Genomic DNA, 18644 nt, shown 5'->3' on the forward strand with positions numbered 1-18644 from the left:
GCGCAACACGGGGCGGTGGCACTGCGCCGGCTTCCCCCCCCCCCCCGCGGCCCCCCCCCCCGCCCGGGGGGGGGGCCCCGCGCACGACGGGCCCGGCCGGTGCCGGCCGGCCGGCACCGGAGGGTCAGACCCCGGCCCGGTCCCCCGCGCCGGACTCCGCAGCCGACTCCGCACCCGGCCTCGCCCCGGACGCCCCGCCGGCGGAGGGTTCCGGCTCCCGGCCGCCGGAGACGGGGTCCCCGCCCCGCCGGGCGGGCGGGGCGGGCGCCTCGCCCTCGCTCAGTCCGAACCGCTCGTGGAAGCGGCGCAGGGGGCCGGGGGCCCACCACGTCCTGGGACCCATCAGCTTCATCACCGAGGGCACCAGCAGACCGCGCACCACCATCGCGTCCATCAGCACGGCCAGCGCGATGCCGAGCCCGAGCATCTTGGTGTTGGTCACCCGGGAGGTGCCGATGGCGACCATCACCACCGCGAGGATCACCGCCGCCGCCGTGATCAGACCGCCGGTGCGCTGGAGACCGAACCGGACGGCGTGGTCGTGGTCGTGCGTGCGGTCGTACTCCTCCTTGATCCGGGAGAGCAGGAAGACTCCGTAGTCCATCGAGAGGCCGAAGGCGATGCAGAACATCAGCACCGGCAGATTGGTCTCGATGTCCCCGGTGGGGGTGAAGCCCAGCAGCCCGGAGAGATTGCCGTCCTGGAAGACCCAGACCATGGCGCCGAACATGGCCGTGAGGCTGAGAGCGTTGAGCACCACCGCCTGGAGCGGTATCAGCACACTGCCGGTGAGCAGGAAGACCAGCAGCAGGGTCGTCACCACGATGAGGGCCAGAGCCTGGGGCAGCCGGTCCGCTATCGCCGACTTGGAGTCCTCCAGGGCCGCGGCCCGCCCGGTCACCGAGGTGTCGAAGGGCGCCGGCACCTCCCGCACCTGGTGCACCAGCCGCTGGGCCCCCTCGCCCACGGCCTCGCCGTCCGGCTGCACCGTGAAGTACGCCGAGGCGCCCGAGGCGCCGGCGACGGGGCCGTCGACCCTCAGCACCCCCGGGAGGTCCGCTACGCGCTCGCGGTAGCGCTCCTGGGCGGCGGTGTCCATCGGGGCGGACCCCTTCCGCTCGGCGAGCACCTCGATGGCGCCGTCGGGGCTGCCGGGGAAGCCCTCACGGATCTGCTGCTGGACCACATGGGACTCGGCGGTCGACGGGAGCTGCCGGTCGTCCGGCGTACCGAACTTCACCCCCAGGAAGGGCAGCCCGAGGAGGAGCAGGGCGGCGATGGTGGTGAAGGCAGCCAGCGGGGCCCTGCGCATCACCAGATCCGCGAACCGCCCCCATCCCGCGCCGCTCTCCGCCGCGCCGGCGGAGGGCTTGCCGCTCCGGCGGCGCCGGAACACCCGCCGCAGATCCAGGGCGTTGACCCGGTGGCCCAGCAGCATCAGCGCGGCCGGGAGCAGGATGAGCGCGGCGGCGGCGGCCAGGATCACCACCGCGATCCCCGCATAGGCGAAGGAGCGCAGGAAGTACATCGGGAAGACCAGCATCGCGGCCAGCGACACGGCCACCGTGAGGGCGGAGAACAGCACCGTGCGCCCGGCGGTGCGCAGGGTGGTGCCCACCGCGTCCCGCACCTCGGCGCCGGACTCCAGCTCCTCGCGGAATCTGCGCACGATGAACAGGGCGTAGTCGATGGCGAGTCCGAGGCCGAGCGCGGTGGTGAGGTTCATGGCGAAGACGGAGACCTCGGCGAACTCCGTGAGGCCGCGCAGCACCGCGTTGGTCCCCAGGATGGCGACGATGCCGACGCCCAGCGGGAGCACCGCCGCGACGGCGCTCCCGAAGACCATGATCAACAGGATCAGGGTCACCGGCAGAGCGATGATCTCCGCCCAGAGCAGGTCCTCCATGATGATGGTGGTCATCTCGTGCTCCACGGCGACGGGGCCGCCGATCGAGACCTCCACCGGGCCGTGTGTGCCCCGGAACTCGGGGGCTATCCGCTCCAGCACCTCGTGCGCCGTCTTCTCGTCGCCCAGGACGCGGGCCGCGATCAGCGCCTGCCGGCCGTCCTCCGCGCGCAGCGCGGGGGTCGGGGTCGCCCAGTAGGAACCGACACCGGTGACGCCCTCCTCGGCGGCCAGGCGCTCGGCCAGCCGGCGGCCCTCGGCGGCGACCTCGGGGCTGTCCACCGCGGGCCGCCCGCCGCCCGCGCCGGACGGCTCGCCCGAGCCCTCAGCGCCCGTGTCCACCAGCAGCAGCAGATTCGGCTGCGACGCGGGGAACTCCCTTTCGAGCGCCTCGGTCGCATAGGTCGACTCGGCGGCGGGGTCCTCCCAGCCGCCGCTGCCCATGCGGTCGGCCACTCCGCTGCCCGCGAACACGGCGAGCGCGGTCAGCACGAGAGCGATGAGGAGCGAGAGCCTCGGGCGCGCGGTGACCAGCCGGGTCCATCGCCCGGCGCGGGGCGGGGCCTCGGGCGGGCCGTTGACTTCGGACATGGTGCGGTGTCCCCTTCACCGTGGCCCATGACGCGCTCGGGCAGCATGGGTCGGCCATTGCCATAGAATTCGGCAAACACGAGCGATCGCTCGCATTAACCCAGAATGCGAGCGACCACTCGCGTTTGTCAACCGCGCCAGGAAGCTGGGGATTTCAGTGCCGGAGCCGACAGAACCGGAGCACCCGACCCACTCGGGCCCGTCCACCGAGCCGGGCCCGGCCGGCCGCCCGGAAGCCGCGAACAGCCCGGAAGCGGCCCACCGGAAGGCCGAGGCCGGCCGGGATGGAGCCCCCGGGGAAGCCGAGGCCGGCCGGGAACGAGCCCCCCGGAAGGCCGAGGCCGGCCGGGGAGCCCCGAGCGGTCCGGAGGCCGCGCGTGGAGGAGGCGCCGCGGCCGGGGACCCGGCCGCCCGGGAGCCGGCCTCCCGCGCCCGCAAGCCACCGGCGGCCACCGACCCCCCCAAGACCTCCGGGAGAGCCCCCTCGGAGGCACCGGGGGCCGACGGGCCGGCACCGGCCAGACCCCGGCGCCGCCAGGCGCGCGGCGAGCGCCGGATCGCCCAGCTGCTCTCCGCCGCCGCCAGCGTCTTCACCACCACCGGCTACACCGCCGCCAGCACCAACGCCATCGCCCGCGAGGCGGGCGTCTCCCCCGGCACGCTCTACCAGTTCTTCCCGAACAAGGAGGCGATCGCCATCGAGCTGGGCGGCCGGCTCCTGGAGCAGTGGCGCGAGTCCCACGGCACGGCGCTCCTCGCCACCAACCTCGATCTGCCGCTGGACGAACTGCTGGACTCGGTCCTCGATCCGCTCTTCGCCTTCAACTACGAGAACCCCGCCTTCGCGGCGCTGATCCACGGCCCCGACACGCCCGGCCAGATCACCGAGGAGTTCCACGCCATTCACGAGGGGCTGATCACGCGCATCGAGGGCATCCTCGGCGACTACCTCCCCGGCACCCCGCCCGCCGAGCTGAGCCGCGTCGCGAACATCACCTTCACCCTCTTCAAGGCCGGTCTCGACCTGGCCCTGGCCCACGAGGGCGAGGAACGGCAGGGGTATGTCAGGGAGATCAAGACGGTGATGTTCCGCTATCTGGAGCCGCTCTTCCCGGAGCACGCGACGGGCGGCTGCGCGGTCGCCGCGGCAGCCGCCGCGGACCGTGCCGCGACCCCGGCCGCCACCCCCGCCCCGGCCCCCGCCGCGACCGGCCCGGACACCGAGAGCCCTTGATACCCCCTAGGGGTATTGTATAGTCAGTACCACAGGGCCCCGGCGCTCCCGGGCGCCCCTGGCACGCCACCCGTGCGCCGCCATGAGCGCACGCCACCGCCCCGCGAGGAGATCGACATGACCGCGAAGACCGAGATCGAGATCACCGAGAACGCCGACGCCCCCGCCTCCGGCTGCTGCGGCGGCAGCTCCTGCGGCTCCGGCGCGACCGAGGCCGCGGCGGCGGGCGTCACCACCGTCTACGAGGTCTCCGGGATGACCTGCGGCCACTGCGAGGGCGCGATCTCGGCCGAGGTCTCCGGCATCGCGGGCGTCACCTCGGTGACCGCCGTCGCCGCGACCGGCCGGGTGACCGTGGTCTCCGAGGCGCCGCTGGACGAGGAGGCCGTGCGCGCGGCCGTGGACGAGGCCGGATACGAACTGGTCGGCCTGGCCGGCTGACCGCCCGCCACCGCACCACCCCGCCGGGCCGTGCCCGACCGGTTCACCCCGGTCGGGCACGGCCCGGTCCGGTTGCGGGGCGACGACCCCCGGACGACCGGAACGACCGAACGACCGAGCGACCGGAACGACCGGACGATCACCGCGACGTGCGGCGGAGTCCACGACGGATGGCCTGCCGTCTCGCACGGTGGACACCCGGGCCGTCGAGGCGAATCTTTTACGGACCTTGGGCCCGGACGTCGCCCTGCCGCCCTCTGCCGACATCAGCGCTGCTCAGCGCGGTGATCGCCGGATTCACCCAGCCTTTTCGTCCGTTTTTGCGGCACCGGAGGGTCCCCTTCCGCGATCTTTCGGCGGGCTACATGTGACGCACAAGACCTTCACAAAGAGACCTAGATCACAGATATTTGGGGGTAACCATTCAGACTCGTGGTGAGTCTAAATGGCTGATGCCAGGAACGTCTTGGGGGACGTTCATGGGATGTCTTGGGGGACATCCCAGGCAAGCGTTGGCCGGGGCACGTGCCCGGGGAGCTTTGAGCGGCCCTCCCGTGCGTACGTACCCCGGCAGACCGCGTGAGAAGCTACTCCGCAACAGGCGCCCGGCCGGATCCCGTGGGGGGAATCCGCTCCGGGGATATGGGAAGCGCCCCGTTCGTCGACCCGTGGGGGGATCGGCGGCGGGGCGCTTTCGTCATGTGCGGGGCCGGACGGGCCCGGTGGGTGCCCGGGAGACCCGATGGGTACTCCCGGGAGGCCGGCGGGGCCGTACGCCCGCCACAGGGCCGTACAGGGCGCGGAGGACCCGAAGTGCGGGCACCGCGCCCGGTGTCGGCGTGGCCCGGAGGGCGGGCGGTACGGCGGAACAGCCGGTACGGCGGGGCGGACCGCCGGGGACGGGACGTCCGGGCGGCCCGCCGCCCTGGCCGCCGGGGGTGTGGAGATACCTCCGCCGGCCTGCGGGCGGTGGTGTCAGCGAGCCTCGACCGGGAGGAAGTCCCGCTCGACGACGCCGGTGTAGATCTGGCGCGGACGGCCGATCCGGGAACCCGGCTCCTTGATCATCTCGTGCCACTGGGCGATCCAGCCGGGGAGCCGGCCGAGCGCGAAGAGCACGGTGAACATCTCGGTCGGGAACCCCATGGCCCGGTAGATCAGGCCGGTGTAGAAGTCGACGTTCGGGTAGAGCTTGCGCTCGACGAAGTAGTCGTCGGAGAGCGCGTGCTCCTCCAGCTTGAGCGCGATGTCGAGCAGCTCGTCGGACTTGCCGAGCGCCGAGAGGACATCGTGCGCCGCCGCCTTGATGATCTTCGCCCGGGGGTCGAAGTTCTTGTAGACGCGGTGGCCGAAGCCCATCAGCCGGACGCCGTCCTCCTTGTTCTTCACCTTGCGGATGAAGGAGTCGACGTCGCCGCCGGAGGCCTGGATGCCCTCCAGCATCTCCAGCACCGACTGGTTGGCGCCGCCGTGCAGCGGGCCCCAGAGCGCCGAGATGCCCGCGGAGATCGAGGCGAACATGTTCGCCTGCGAGGAGCCGACCAGCCGGACCGTGGAGGTCGAACAGTTCTGCTCGTGGTCCGCGTGCAGGATCAGCAGCTTGTCGAGCGCCGCCACCACGACCGGGTCGAGGTCGTACTCCTGCGCGGGGACCGAGAAGGTCATGCGCAGGAAGTTCTCGACGTACCCGAGGTCGTTGCGCGGGTAGACGAAGGGGTGGCCGATCGACTTCTTGTAGGCGTACGCCGCGATCGTCGGCAGCTTGGCGAGCAGCCGGATCGTGGAGAGGTGCCGCTGCTTCTCGTCGAACGGATTGTGGCTGTCCTGGTAGAACGTCGACAGCGCGCTGACCACGGAGGACAGCATCGCCATCGGGTGGGCGTCGCGCGGGAATCCGTCGAAGAACCGCTTGACGTCCTCGTGCAGCAGGGTGTGCTGGGTGATCTCGCCCTTGAACGTGGAGAGCTCGTCGACGGTCGGCAGCTCACCGTTGATGAGCAGGTACGCCACCTCGGTGAAGCTGGAGCGCTCCGCCAGCTGCTCGATGGGGTATCCGCGGTAGCGCAGAATCCCCTCTTCGCCGTCGAGGTAGGTGATCGCGGATTTGTACGCGGCCGTGTTGCCGTAGCCGCTGTCCAGGGTCACCAGACCGGTCTGGGCCCGGAGCTTCCCGATGTCGAAGCCCTTGTCACCGACGGTGCTCTCGGCCACCGGATAGGTGTATTCACCGTCCGCGTAACGCAGTACTACAGAGTTGTCGCTCACGTCATCCCTCACCGACGTAGTGCCTCTTCTTCGAGGTGCCCTGACTGTCTCCACCATCCCCCATCTGGCTCAGGAGAGTGCACTCGGGGTCGACCGTTGGGCCCTTTGGCGGCACTCAGTGCCGCCAACCTGCTCATCCTGCCCCGTTCGCCCTGATTCCGGAAGTCGGGGTGGCATTTCCCACCCCGGCACAGAGGGGCTTCCCCCGCCCGGCGGAGCCCCGCCGGGAGCCGCGCGACGCTCCGCGGGTCAGCCGCCGGCCAGCCGGTGATCGAGCGCGGTGAAGCGTCTGCCTGCGGAAATCGTCCGCACCGCCTGCCCTATCGCCTTGCGGGAGCCGACCAGCACCACCAGCTTCCTGGCCCGGGTGACCGCCGTGTAGAGCAGATTCCGCTGAAGCATCATCCAGGCCCCGGTGGTGACCGGGATCACCACCGCCGGGTACTCGCTGCCCTGGGAGCGGTGGATGGTGACCGCATAGGCATGCGCCAGTTCGTCCAGTTCGTCGAAGTCGTACGGAATCTCCTCGTCCTCGTCCGTCAGCACGGTCAGCCGCTGGTCGTCCGGGTTGAGCGAGGTGACCACGCCCACCGTGCCGTTGAAGACGCCGTTCTTCCCCTTGTCGTAGTTGTTGCGGATCTGGGTGACCTTGTCGCCCACCCGGAAAATCCGGCCACCGAAGCGTTTCTCGGCCAGATCGGGCCGCGCGGGGGTAATCGCCTGCTGAAGCAGGCCGTTGAGAGTGCCGGCCCCGGCCGGGCCCCGGTGCATAGGCGCCAGAACCTGAATATCCCGGCGCGGGTCCAGCCCGAACTTGGCCGGAATCCTGCGGGCCGCCACATCGACGGTGAGCCGTCCCGCGTCCTCCGTCTCGTCCTCGGAGAAGAAGAAGAAATCCGTCAGACCCGAGGTGATGGGCTGCTCACCGGAGTTGATCCGGTGGGCGTTGGTGACCACCCCCGACTGCTGGGCCTGGCGGAAGATCCTCGTCAGCCGGACGCGGGGCACCGGGCCGCCGTCCGCGAGCAGATCCCGCAGCACCTCGCCCGCGCCGACGCTCGGCAGCTGGTCCACATCCCCCACCAGCAGCAGATGCGCACCGGGCGCGACCGCCTTCACCAGTTTGTTGGCGAGCAGCAGATCGAGCATCGACGCCTCGTCGACCACCACCAGGTCGGCGTCGAGCGGGCGGTCCCGGTCGTAGGCCGCGTCCCCGCCGGGCTTCAGCTCCAGGAGCCGGTGCACCGTGGACGCCTCGGCCCCGGTCAGCTCCGACAGCCGCTTGGCCGCGCGCCCGGTGGGCGCGGCGAGGACCACCTTGGCCTTCTTCGCCCGCGCCAGCTCCACCACCGACCGCACGGTGAAGGACTTTCCGCACCCCGGGCCACCCGTCAGCACCGCCACCCGGCTGGTCAGCGCGAGCCGCACCGCGGCCTCCTGCTCGGGTGCCAGCTCGGCCCCGGTGCGCCGGGCCAGCCAGGCCAGTGCCTTGTCCCAGTCCACGTCCCGGAAGGCCGGGAGCCGGTCGGTGTCCGCCCGCAGCAGCCGCCCCACCTGCGCCGCGAGCGATATCTCCGCCCGGTGGAAGGGCACCAGGTACACCGCCGTCAGCGGGTCCCCGCCGTCGGGCGCCGGAACCGTCTCCCTGACGACGCCCTCCTCGTCGGCCGCCAGCTCGGCGAGGCACTCGATGACCAGGCCGGTGTCCACCTGGAGCAGCTTCACCCCGTCCGCGATCAGCTTCTCCTCGGGGAGGAAGCAGTGCCCCTGGTCGGTGGATTGCGACAGCGCGTACTGAAGGCCCGCCTTGACGCGCTCCGGGCTGTCGTGGGGGATGCCGACGGCCTGGGCGATCCGGTCGGCGGTGAGGAAGCCGATGCCCCACACATCGGCCGCCAGCCGGTAGGGCTGGTTCCGCACGACGGAGATCGAGGCGTCCTCGTACTTCTTGTAGATCCGCACGGCGATGGAGGTGGAGACACCGACCCCCTGGAGGAAGACCATCACCTCCTTGATCGCTTTCTGCTCCTCCCAGGCGGCGGCGATCAGCCGGGTCCGCTTGGGGCCGAGGCCGGGGACCTCGACCAGGCGCTTCGGCTCCCGCTCGATGACATCGAGGGTGTCGACGCCGAAGTGGTCCACGATCCGCTCGGCGATCCTCGGGCCGATGCCCTTGATCAGCCCCGAGCCGAGATAGCGGCGTATGCCCTGGATGGTGGCGGGGAGGACGGTGGTGTAGTTCTCCACGGAGAACTGCTTGCCGAACTGCGGGTGGGAGGCCCAGCGGCCCTCCATCCGCAGGGACTCGCCGACCTGCGCGCCGAGCAGCGAGCCGACGACCGTGAGCAGGTCGCCCGCGCCCCTGCCGGTGTCGACGCGGGCCACCGTGTACCCGTTTTCCTCGTTGGCGTAGGTGATCCGCTCGAGAACGCCTTCGAGCACAGCCAGATTGGACATGATCCGACGCTACCGCCAGGGTCGGACAACCCGTGCCGCCTGTGGACAACATGCCGCCTGTGGACAACTCCGCGGCACCCGGCCACCCGGCACCGGCCCCGGCCCCCTGCACCCGGCCCCGGAGCCGCCCGGAAAGCGGTCCGGAGAGCCGCCCGGAGAGCGGTCCGCAGCCGTCCGGGCGGACCGGGCGGACCGGGAACAGATCGAGGGGGCCCGGTCACAGCTGACCGGGCCCCTCATGTCCCCACCCCGCCAGGGCTTCGCGGTCCCCCCGGGCCGCTCCCCCGAAATCCGCCCTGACGTCAAGTAGGACAGGCGGCACCGCGAAACGGTTGCACAGCGAGGGCGGTCAGTTCCCCGCTGTGCGAAGCCCCAGGAAGGGGGAGTTCATCCGGGCGGTGATGTCCCCGTCCCGGTCGAAGACCACGACCTCGTAATCGCCCCCGGCCGTCTCCGGAGGGTCCACGAACGCGTGGAAGACACCCCAGCTGGTGTCGCCGCGCAGATGCGCCACCTCCGCCGGGTAGGTCCCGACCCCGGGAACCCGGATGCCGATCCGGGCCGGCAGCCGCTCCTTCCGGAACACCCCGAGGACGAGACCGGTCGACGCGTTGTACACGGAGCGGATGCTCTCGGGCCGGAGATCGGCGCCCGGCCCCATCCGGGCCTCGTCGATCTCGTCCTGGATATCGCCCCCGTCCTCGTCCAGCAGATAGGTCTGGTTCCCGTCCGGCAGCAGGACCAGCCGCAGTCCCCCGCCGAGGTCCATCGGCACGTACGGGGCCACCGCCCGGGGCGCCGGGAAGCGGTTCACCCCCGTGTCGGAGGCCGTGGAGGCGGAGTCGCGGCTCACCGGGTCGTCGTCGAACACGGCCACGGTCCCCACCGCGACCACCGCCGCCACGATCAGCAGCCAGGTCCTGGCGCTGGCCCGGCGCCTGCACGCCCGGCGGCCCCGGAAGAGCAGCTCGTCCACCGGCGGCGGACCCGCCGGGACGCGGTACGCCTCCCGGCGCAGTGCCTCCTTCAGGGCCGCCTCCGCTCCCCCGCCGGTCCCCCTTCCGTCGTTCATGGGCGGGCCTCCCCGGTCACCGGCCCGACCCCCGTACGGGCCGGCGGGAGACCCGCCCAGGTCTCGGTCACATCGGGCTGCTCACGGAGGCTGCGCAGGGCGCGGGCGGTGTGACTGCGTACCGTCCCCACGCGTGTTCCCAGCATCCGGGCCACCTCCGTCTCACTCCTGTCCTCCAGATAGCGCAGAACGATCACCGCCCGCTGTCTCGGCGGCAGCCGCTGGAGCGCGGCGGCGAGCACACTCCGCGCGGCGACGCCGTCGGTCCGGTCCGGCGCCGCGGTCTCCGGGAATCTCGTGGTGAGCCACTCCCGGACCCGGAGCAGCCGCATCCGGTCAGCGTTGGCGTTGATCATGACGCGCCACACATAGGCGTCGGCGTCGTCGGCCCGCTGCACCTTGTCCCATTTCACGTACGCCTTGGCCAGCGCGGCCTGCACCAGGTCCTCGGCGTCGTGGTGGTTTCCGGTGAGGAGGCGGGCGGTGCGGAGCATCCGGGGCCAGCGGCTGACCACGAATGCCTGGAAATCGGCCTCCGCGCTCGTGTTCACTCCAGGGTCCTCGTGTCAGGGGCCGCCGTCCGTCGCCCGTTCCCTACGCGGCTTCGGGGCGTCTGCCCCCGACTGCGGGACTCGTCCTCATGCTTCCTCCTGAAGATCCCGGGAGACCCGTGGTCCGTCCGCTTGCCCTACACCCCTTCAGACGTCGCGGCGGCCCGGTATCTATGTCACGCCGGAGGAGTTTTCTCCGGGGAGTTTCCGGAGGAATCGGTTCCGCCCGCTGCCCGGTCCGGTCCGTGCTCCACCGCGTGCTCGGCTGCGTGCTCCGGTACGCGCTCCGGTCCGTGCTCGGCTGCGTGCTCCGGTACGCGCTCCAGTACGTGCGCGGTGGCGCGGTCCACCGTCTCCCTGAGCACCGCCACGCCGTCCCGGGCCCACAGCCCCTCGTTGAACAGCTCCACCTCGACCGGCCCCCGGTAGCCCGCCGCGTCCACCCGCTCCCGCCACCGGCGCAGTTCGATCGCGCCGTCGCCCAACTGCCCCCGCCCGTTGAGCACCCCCCGGGGCAACGGGGTCGTCCAGTCGGCCACCTGGAAGGCGTGGATACGGCCGGCGGCACCCGCCCGGGCCACCGCGTCCGGGGCGGTGTCGTCCCACCAGACGTGGTACGTGTCGACCACCACGCCCACCTGTGACGGCGGGAAGCGCTCCGCGAGGTCCAGCGCCTGCGCCAGAGTGGAGACCACACAGCGGTCCGCCGCGTACATGGGGTGCAGCGGTTCGACGGCCAGCCGTACGCCCCGGTCCGCCGCGCGGGGGGCGAGCACGGCGAGGGCGTCGGCGACCCGCTCCCGCGCGCCCGCGAGATCGCGCCCGCCCGGCGGCAGCCCGCCGGAGACCAGCACCAGGGTGTCGGTGCCGAGCGCCGCCGCCTCGTCGATGGCGGCCCGGTTGTCGTCCAGGGCACGGGCCCGCGCCCCGGGGTCGTCGGCCGTGAGGAAGCCGCCCCGGCACAGGGAGGTGACGGTCAGTCCGGCGTCCCGCACCAGCCGCGCCGCCGCGTCCACTCCGTACGCGCGCACCGGATCGCGCCAGAGGCCGACGCCGGGGACGCCGATCCGGCGGCAGGCGGCGGTCAGCGCGGGCAGCGGGAGCTGTCGCACGGTCATCTGGTTGACGCTGAGGCGCTCCAGGCCCGCCGCCGCGGTCACGCGCCGGCCCCGTGGACGGCGAGCAGCGCGCCCATCCGGGTGCGGGCCAGTTCCGGGTCCGGGAAGAGGCCCAGCTGATCCGCGAGTTCGTAGGCGCGCGCCAGATGCGGCAGCGAGCGGGCCGACTGGAGTCCGCCGACCATCGTGAAGTGGCGCTGATGGCCGGCGAGCCAGGCCAGCAGCACCACACCGGTCTTGTAGTGGCGGGTCGGCGGCCCGAAGAGATGGCGGGCGAGGGCGACCGTGGGGTCCAGCCGGGCGCGGAACGCCCCGGTGTCGCCCGCGTCCAGGGCGCCGAGCGCGCCGGCGGCCAGGGGCGCCAGGGGATCGAGGATGCCCAGCAGGGCATCGCTGTAACCGTGCGCGTCGCCCGCGATCAGCTCCGGGTAGTGGAAGTCGTCGCCGGTGTAGCACCGCACGCCGGGCGGGAGCCGGCGGCGCAGGGCGATCTCCCGGCCCGCGTCGAGCAGCGAGACCTTGACGCCGTCGACCGCGCCGGGGTGGGCGGCGATCAGCTCCAGCAGGGTCTCGGCCGCGGTGTCCGGATCGGGGCTGCCCCAGTAGCCGTGGAGCGCCGGATCGAACATCGGGCCGAGCCAGTGCAGCACGACCGGCGCGCTCGTCTGCCGCAGCAGACCGCCGTAGACCGTGAGGTAGTCCTCCGGGGAGCGGGCCGCCGCCGCGAGCGCCCGGGAGGCCAGCAGGACCGGCCGGCCGCCCGCGTCCTCGACGGCCGCGAGCTGTTCCTCGTACGCGGCGCTGACGTCGGCGAGCCCGGCGGGGCCGGTGAGCTGGTCCGTACCGGCACCGCAGACGATGGCGCCGCCCACGGCCCGCGCCTCGGCCGCCGAACGGCGGATCAGCTCCGCCGCCGCCGTCCAGTCCAGACCCATGCCGCGCTGGGCGGTGTCCATGGCCTCCGCCACACCCAGCCCGTGGGACCAGAGGTGACGGCGGAAGGCGAGCGTGGTGTCCCAGTCGACGGCGGGGGTCGGGCCGGGGTCGGCGTACGGGTCGGCGACGACATGGGCGGCGGCGAAGACCGTACGGGAGCGGGGGGCGCTCCTGGGGGGCGCGGGGGGTACGGGGTCGGCGCGCGGCACATACGTGCGCAACCCGCCCGTCGCGTCCGGGAGGCGGATGGTCACAGGGTCAGCTCCGGCACGGCGAGGCGGCGGCCCTCGGTGGACGAGCGCACTCCGAGTTCGGCGAGCTGCACGCCGCGGGCGCCCGCCAGCAGATCCCAGTGGTAGGGCTCGCCGAGGGCCACATGGCGGAGGAACAGCTCCCACTGCGCCCGGAAGCCATTGCCGAACTCCCCGTTGTCGGGGACTTCCTGCCACTGGTCGCGGAAGGAGTCACCGGCGGGGAGATCGGGGTTCCAGACGGGTTTGGGGGTGGCCGAGCGGTGCTGGACCCGGCAGCGGCGCAGCCCCGCGACGGCGGAGCCCTCGACTCCGTCGACCTGGAACTCGACCAGTTCGTCACGGTTCACCCGGACCGCCCAGGAGGAGTTGATCTGGGCGACGGTGCCGTCCGCCAGCTCGAAGACGGCGTAGGCAGCGTCGTCGGCGGTCGCCGGGTAGGGCTTGGCGCGCTCGTCCCAGCGGCGCGGGATATGGGTGGTGATGTGGGCCATCACGCTGGTCACCCGGCCGAACAGCTCGTGCAGGACGTACTCCCAGTGCGGGAACATGTCCGTGGTGATGCCGCCGCCGTCCTCCGCGCGGTAGTTCCAGGACGGGCGCTGGGCGTCCTGCCAGTCGCCCTCGAAGACCCAGTAGCCGAACTCCCCCCTCACGGAGAGGATCTCCCCGAAGAAGCCGCCGTCGAGCAGGCGTCTCAGCTTGAGCAGCCCCGGCAGGAAGATCTTGTCCTGGACGACTCCGTGGCGGATGCCGGCGGCCTCGGCCTCCCGGGCGAGGAGCAGCGCGTCGGCGAGGCCGGTGGCGGTGGGCTTCTCGGTGTAGACGTGCTTGCCGGCGGCGATGGCGCGCCGGAGCGCGGGCACGCGCGCGGAGGTGATCTGGGCGTCGAAGTAGATGTCCACGGCCCGCTCGCCCCGGGCGCCGAGCACGGCGTCGAGATCGGTCGACCAGTGCGGGATGCCATGACGCCCGGCGATGGCGCGCAGGGCGCTCTCGCGGCGGCCGACGAGGACGGGTTCCGGCCACAGGACATCCCCGTCGCCGAGGTCGAGACCGCCCTCGTCACGGATGGCGAGAAGTGAGCGGACCAGGTGCTGGCGGTAGCCCATACGGCCCGTGACGCCGTTCATCGCGATCCGGACTGTCCTGCGTGCCACGGAAGAGCCTCCCCGTTCGCGGTGCGGTGCGGACGTGATAGCAAGCGCTTTCTAGACAGGATGACGCTAGCCTGCCGACAGCGGCCGGACAAGGGGCCCGGCTCACTCTCCCCCGGAGGAAGCGATGACAGTCACCCTGGCGGATGTCGCGGCACGCGCCCGGGTGTCGCCGGCCACGGTGTCCCGGGTGCTCAACGGGAACTATCCGGTCGCGGCCTCGACCCGGGAGCGGGTGCTGCGCGCCGTCGACGAGCTGGACTATGTGCTCAACGGGCCGGCCAGTTCGCTCGCCGCCGCCACCTCCGACCTGGTGGGAATCCTGGTGAACGACATCGCCGACCCCTTTTTCGGGATCATGGCCGGGGCCGCGCAGACGGAGATCGGCGGGCAGGAGGGGGCCGGGCGGGGCGGGGGCGAGAAGCTCGCGGTGGTGTGCAACACCGGGGGTGCGCCGGAGCGCGAACTCACCTATCTCACGCTGCTCCAGCGGCAGCGGGCGGCGGCGGTGGTGATCACCGGGGGCGCGCTGGAGGACCCGGCCCATATCGCGGCGATGTCCGCGAAGCTGGGGAAGCTGGCGGCTGCGGGCACGAAGGTGGTGCTGTGCGGGCGGCCTCCCATGCCGGGGAGTCCCGCGGGGCAGGCGGTGATCACCTTCGACAACCGGGGCGGGGCGCGGCGGCTGACGGAGCATCTGATCGGGCTCGGCCACCGCCGCATCGGATATGTGGCCGGGCCGCCCGAGCGCACCACCACCCGGCACCGGCTGGAGGGGCACCGCGAGGCGCTGCGGGCGGCGGGGATCGAGGAGGACCAGACGCCGCTGACCGCGCACGGGCCGTACACCCGCGGCTCCGGCTACGCGGCGACGGCGGAGCTGCTCGCCCGCGAACCCGGCCTGACGGCGGTGGTGGCGGCGAACGACACGGTGGCGCTGGGGGCGTGCGCGGCGCTGCGGGACCGGGGGATGCGGATTCCGGATGATGTGTCGGTCGCGGGGTTCGACGATCTGCCGTTCGCGGTGGATGTGGTGCCGGCGCTGACGACGGTGAGGCTGCCGCTGGGGGAGGCGGGGGCGAGGGCGGGGAGGTGGGCGATGGAGGGGGCGACGGGGGTGGCGCGGATCGCGGGGGAGCTGGTGGTGCGGGGGTCGACGGGGCCGCCGGGCCGGGGGTGAGGCTTTGCTTGCGGGGGGGCCTGGCCGGGGCCGCCCGGAGGTACGGGGTGCCGGGCCGGGGCCGCCCGGAGGTACGGGACCGGGCCGCCGGGCCACCCCCGGGTGCGGGGATCCTGGCCGCCGGGCCACCCCCGGGTGCGGGCACCCGGGGTGCGGGGTCCGTCCTCAAACGCCGGACGGGCTGAGAAGGTGACCGGACAGGCGGAAAGAGGTGGCCGGGCGGGCTGAGAAGGTGACCGGGCAGGGCTGAAAGAGGTGGCCGGGCAGGGCTTACGAGGGGGGCGGGGCGGGTGGGGGAAGGTATACCGGTGCGGGATACCGGGAAGCAGAGGACGACGACCACACGGCGGAGCCGCATCGCAGAAGCCGCGCGCCGCTGATCCATCCGCAGGGAGGAACGACAGGATGAAGCTCGCCTTCTCCACTCTTGGTGTACCCGGGATGCCCCTCGCGGAGGTGGCCGCGCTGGCCGCCGATACCGGGTATCAGGGAGTGGAGCTGAGGGTCGCCGCCGAGGAACCGGTGCATCTCGGGCTCGGGCAGAGCGAGCGGGCCAAGGCCGCACGGGAGTTCGAGCGGGCCGGGGTCGAGATCCTCTCGGTCTGCGGGTACACCGGGCTCGCCGCCGAGGGCGACGACACCCCGGTCCTCCAGGAGATCGGCGAGCTGCTCTGGCTGGCCAGGGATCTCGGCGCGCCCTCGGTGCGGGTCTTCCCGGGCGGTGCCGGGCGCGAGATCGGCGCCGCCGACACGGTGGCCGCGCGCCGGCTGGCCGCGGCCGCGGAGACCGCCGCCGGGGTCGGCGTCCGGATTCTGCTGGAGACCCATGACTCCCACCGCACCGGAGCCGCGGTCTCCCGGGTGCTCGGCCCCATCGGCCATCTCCACGCGGGCGCGATCTGGGATGTGCTGCACCCCTGGCTCGGCGGCGAGGACCCGGCCACCACCCATGGCACCCTCGCGCCCTTCCTCGGCTATGTCCAGGTCAAGGATGTCGCCTCGCGCGAGGACCTCGCCCCGCTGCCGCTCGGCGCGGGGGTCCTTCCGCTGCGGGAGTCGCTCGCGGCGCTCGCCCCGGACACCTGGGTCAGCTGGGAGTACGAGAAGCGCTGGAACGCCGACGCCCCCGAGCTGCCGGGACTGCTGGCACCGGGCCGGGAGTATCTGGAGAGCCTCCTCACCCGGGCGGGGTGAGAGCGGCACCGGCCACGGCGCGGAGGGACACGCGCAGGGCTGGCACCGGGGCGCGGAGTGTGAGGGCTGGCACCGGGGCGCGGAACGTGAGGTGTGGCACCGGGGCCCGCGCTCGGCAAGGGCTGGAAGCGCGCCGTGCCTCATGAGCCCCGGTGCCGCCCGGAGCGTCCCCCGACCCGCACCACGCCGCCACCGCACCCCCGCCCCCCGCCTCGCGGCCCCCCTCCGTACCAGTGACCTTTCGGCGCGCCGCGCACGCTACCTCCCGCCCAGCCCTTGACCTGGTAGTTATTTTCCGGTTATCCGTTTGTCCTTGGAAGTTTCCTTCAACTCGCTTGTCGGGCACGGCCGGAAGGATTACCCCATGCGCCATCGGAGCCTCTCCAGACGCACTCTCCTCGCCGCCACCACCGCCACCGCCACCGCAGCCGCCACCGCCGGCTCCGCCCCCGTCTCCGCCGCCCATGACCGGCGCGGGCGCGGGCGCCCCGACCGCCTCCGGAGGCTCATCGCCCGGATGAGCCTGGAGGAGAAGGTCGGCCAGCTCTTCGTCTCCAGGGTCTGGGGACACTCCGCCACCGCCCCCACCCAGGCCCACATCGACCTCAATCTCCGCGACTTCGGCGTGCGTTCGGCCGCCGAGATGATCGCCAGGTACCACGTCGGCGGCATCATCTACTTCTCCTGGTCGGACAATGTCCGCGATCCCCACCAGATCGCCGACCTCTCCAACGGTGTGCAGCGCGCCGGCCTCGCCCAGCCCACCCCCGTCCCCCTGCTGATCTCCGTCGACCAGGAGCACGGCTCGGTCGTCACCCGGATCGGCGAGCCCGCGACCCAGCTGCCCGGCGCGATGGCGCTGGGCGCCGGGCGCTCCCGGAAGGACGCCCGGGAGGCCGGCCGGATCGCGGGGGCGGAGCTGGCGGCGATGGGCGTCTTCCAGAACTACGCCCCGGTCGCGGACGTCAACATCAACCCCGCCAACCCCGTCATCGGCGTCCGCTCCTTCGGCGCCGACGCGAACGCGGCGGCCCGGATGGTGTCCTCGCAGGTCCGCGGCTACCAAGGCGCGGGGATCGCCTCCTGCGCCAAGCACTTCCCCGGGCACGGGGACACCAGTGTCGACAGCCACACCGGCCTCCCGCTGATCACCCACACCCGTGAGGAGTGGGACCGGATCGACGCCCCGGCCTTCCGCGCCGCCATCGCCGCCGGGATCGACTCGATCATGACGGCGCACATCCAGGTCCCGGCGCTGGACCCGAGCAATGACCCGGCCACGCTCTCCCGTCCGATTCTGACGGGCATCCTCCGCGAGGAGCTGGGGTACGACGGTGTCGTGGTGACCGACGCGCTCAATATGAAGGGCGTACGGACGAAGTACGGCGATGAGCGCATTCCGGTGCTCGCCCTCAAGGCGGGCGTGGACCAGTTGCTCTACCCGGAGGATCTGGCGCTCGCCTGGAACGCGGTGGTGAACGCCGTGCGGGGCGGCGAGCTGACCGAGGAGCGGATCGAGGAGTCGGTCCTGCGGATTCTGCGGCTCAAGGAGAAGCTCGGTCTCCTCGACGACCCCTATGTCACCCACCGGGGAGTGGACCGGACGGTCGGCGTCCGGCGGCATCTCGGTGCCGCCGCCGAGATCGCCGAGCGGACCACGACGGTGCTGGTCAACGAGGGCGGGGTGCTGCCGCTGAACCGGCGCAGGGAGAAGAGGCTGCTGGTGGTGGGGGCCGACCCGAACCCTCCGGTCGCCTCCCATGTCCGGCCGCTCGCCGCGCTCCAGCGGAGCTTCACCGAGCTGGGCTTCACCCCGACGGCCCAGGTCACCGGCACCGCCCCGACCGCTGAGCAGATCGCGGCGGCGGTGGCGGCGGCGCGCGGCGCGGACGCCGTCGTGGTGACCACGCTCAATGTCTCCGCGACGAGCGGTCAGCGGACCCTGGTGGCGGAGCTGCTCGCGACCGGCGTCCCGGTGGTGGCGCTGGCCATCCGCAATCCGTACGACATCGCCCACCTCGGCGCGGTGCCGGCGGCGCTGGCGTCGTACGGGTGGAGCGAGGTGGAGCTGCGGGCGGCGGCCCGGGTGATCGCCGGCCGGGTCGGGCCGGAGGGCCGGCTGCCGGTGCCGGTGTACCGGGCGGGAGCGCCGGGGACGGTGCTGTACCCGATCGGCCACGGCCTGGACTACGACGACTAGGGAGTTTCTTTCGGATCGGGCCGGATCGGTGAGCGGGGTCCGGTGCCGTGGATCGCGAGGCGGAGGAGGGAGCCCACGCGGAGCGCCGGCG

Annotated in this window: 12 protein-coding genes and 1 pseudogene; 5 read left to right on the top strand and 8 right to left on the bottom strand. The window is 72.7% G+C overall.

All coding sequences use genetic code 11. The features are described 5' to 3' along the window. Window positions 1-124: 124 nt before the first annotated feature. Window positions 125-2497 (bottom strand): MMPL family transporter, encoded by a 2373-nt coding sequence (locus ACWCRA_RS23060; RefSeq protein WP_451068474.1) that lies wholly within the window; start codon window positions 2495-2497, stop codon window positions 125-127. A gap of 556 nt (window positions 2498-3053) precedes the next feature. Between ACWCRA_RS23060 and ACWCRA_RS23065 the strand changes: the two genes are divergently transcribed. Beyond that, window positions 3054-3731 (top strand): TetR family transcriptional regulator, encoded by a 678-nt coding sequence (locus tag ACWCRA_RS23065; RefSeq protein WP_451068479.1) that lies wholly within the window; start codon window positions 3054-3056, stop codon window positions 3729-3731. 117 nt (window positions 3732-3848) lie between these two features. Next, window positions 3849-4172, top strand: coding sequence for a heavy-metal-associated domain-containing protein (locus tag ACWCRA_RS23070; RefSeq protein WP_351559891.1), 324 nt, complete (start codon window positions 3849-3851; stop codon window positions 4170-4172). A gap of 975 nt (window positions 4173-5147) precedes the next feature. On the opposite strand, the gene ACWCRA_RS23075 is transcribed toward ACWCRA_RS23070, so the two are convergent. The 7 genes and pseudogenes from ACWCRA_RS23075 to ACWCRA_RS23105 all read right to left on the bottom strand — a co-directional run bounded on the left by ACWCRA_RS23075 (window position 5148) and on the right by ACWCRA_RS23105 (window position 13982). Continuing rightward, window positions 5148-6437: a citrate synthase gene (locus ACWCRA_RS23075; protein ID WP_351553561.1), complete on the bottom strand. Its 1290-nt coding sequence runs from the start codon at window positions 6435-6437 to the stop codon at window positions 5148-5150. A 249-nt stretch (window positions 6438-6686) separates the two neighbouring features. After that, a complete protein-coding gene (recD2, locus tag ACWCRA_RS23080) occupies window positions 6687-8894 on the bottom strand; it encodes an SF1B family DNA helicase RecD2 (protein ID WP_351553559.1) in 2208 nt (735 codons plus the stop codon). 349 nt (window positions 8895-9243) lie between these two features. Beyond that, window positions 9244-9966: a hypothetical protein gene (locus ACWCRA_RS23085; RefSeq protein WP_351553557.1), complete on the bottom strand. Its 723-nt coding sequence runs from the start codon at window positions 9964-9966 to the stop codon at window positions 9244-9246. Next, a complete protein-coding gene (locus ACWCRA_RS23090; RefSeq protein WP_351553554.1) occupies window positions 9963-10517 on the bottom strand; it encodes a SigE family RNA polymerase sigma factor in 555 nt (184 codons plus the stop codon). The genes ACWCRA_RS23085 and ACWCRA_RS23090 overlap by 4 nt, the downstream gene beginning before the upstream one ends. Window positions 10518-10843: 326 nt before the next feature. Then, a pseudogene (locus tag ACWCRA_RS23095) lies at window positions 10844-11635 on the bottom strand (sugar phosphate isomerase/epimerase family protein); the annotation flags it as partial. A gap of 38 nt (window positions 11636-11673) precedes the next feature. After that, a complete protein-coding gene (locus tag ACWCRA_RS23100; protein ID WP_351553552.1) occupies window positions 11674-12825 on the bottom strand; it encodes a dihydrodipicolinate synthase family protein in 1152 nt (383 codons plus the stop codon). After that, window positions 12822-13982, bottom strand: a complete 1161-nt coding sequence (locus ACWCRA_RS23105; RefSeq protein WP_351553549.1) for a Gfo/Idh/MocA family protein — start codon at window positions 13980-13982, stop codon at window positions 12822-12824. The genes ACWCRA_RS23100 and ACWCRA_RS23105 overlap by 4 nt, the downstream gene beginning before the upstream one ends. Before the next feature lie 124 nt (window positions 13983-14106). On the opposite strand from ACWCRA_RS23105, the gene ACWCRA_RS23110 reads away from it, so the two are divergent. The 3 genes from ACWCRA_RS23110 (at window position 14107) to ACWCRA_RS23120 (ending at window position 18553) form a co-directional block, all read left to right on the top strand. Continuing rightward, entirely contained in the window at window positions 14107-15159 is a 1053-nt protein-coding gene (locus ACWCRA_RS23110; protein ID WP_451068475.1) for a LacI family DNA-binding transcriptional regulator, read from the top strand. Between the two features lie 405 nt (window positions 15160-15564). Beyond that, window positions 15565-16353, top strand: a complete 789-nt coding sequence (locus ACWCRA_RS23115) for a sugar phosphate isomerase/epimerase family protein (RefSeq protein WP_351553543.1) — start codon at window positions 15565-15567, stop codon at window positions 16351-16353. 364 nt (window positions 16354-16717) lie between these two features. Further along, window positions 16718-18553: a glycoside hydrolase family 3 protein gene (locus ACWCRA_RS23120; RefSeq protein WP_351553540.1), complete on the top strand. Its 1836-nt coding sequence runs from the start codon at window positions 16718-16720 to the stop codon at window positions 18551-18553. Window positions 18554-18644: the final 91 nt, after the last annotated feature.

The sequence above is a fragment of the Streptomyces sp. NPDC001889 genome (assembly GCF_053594535.1).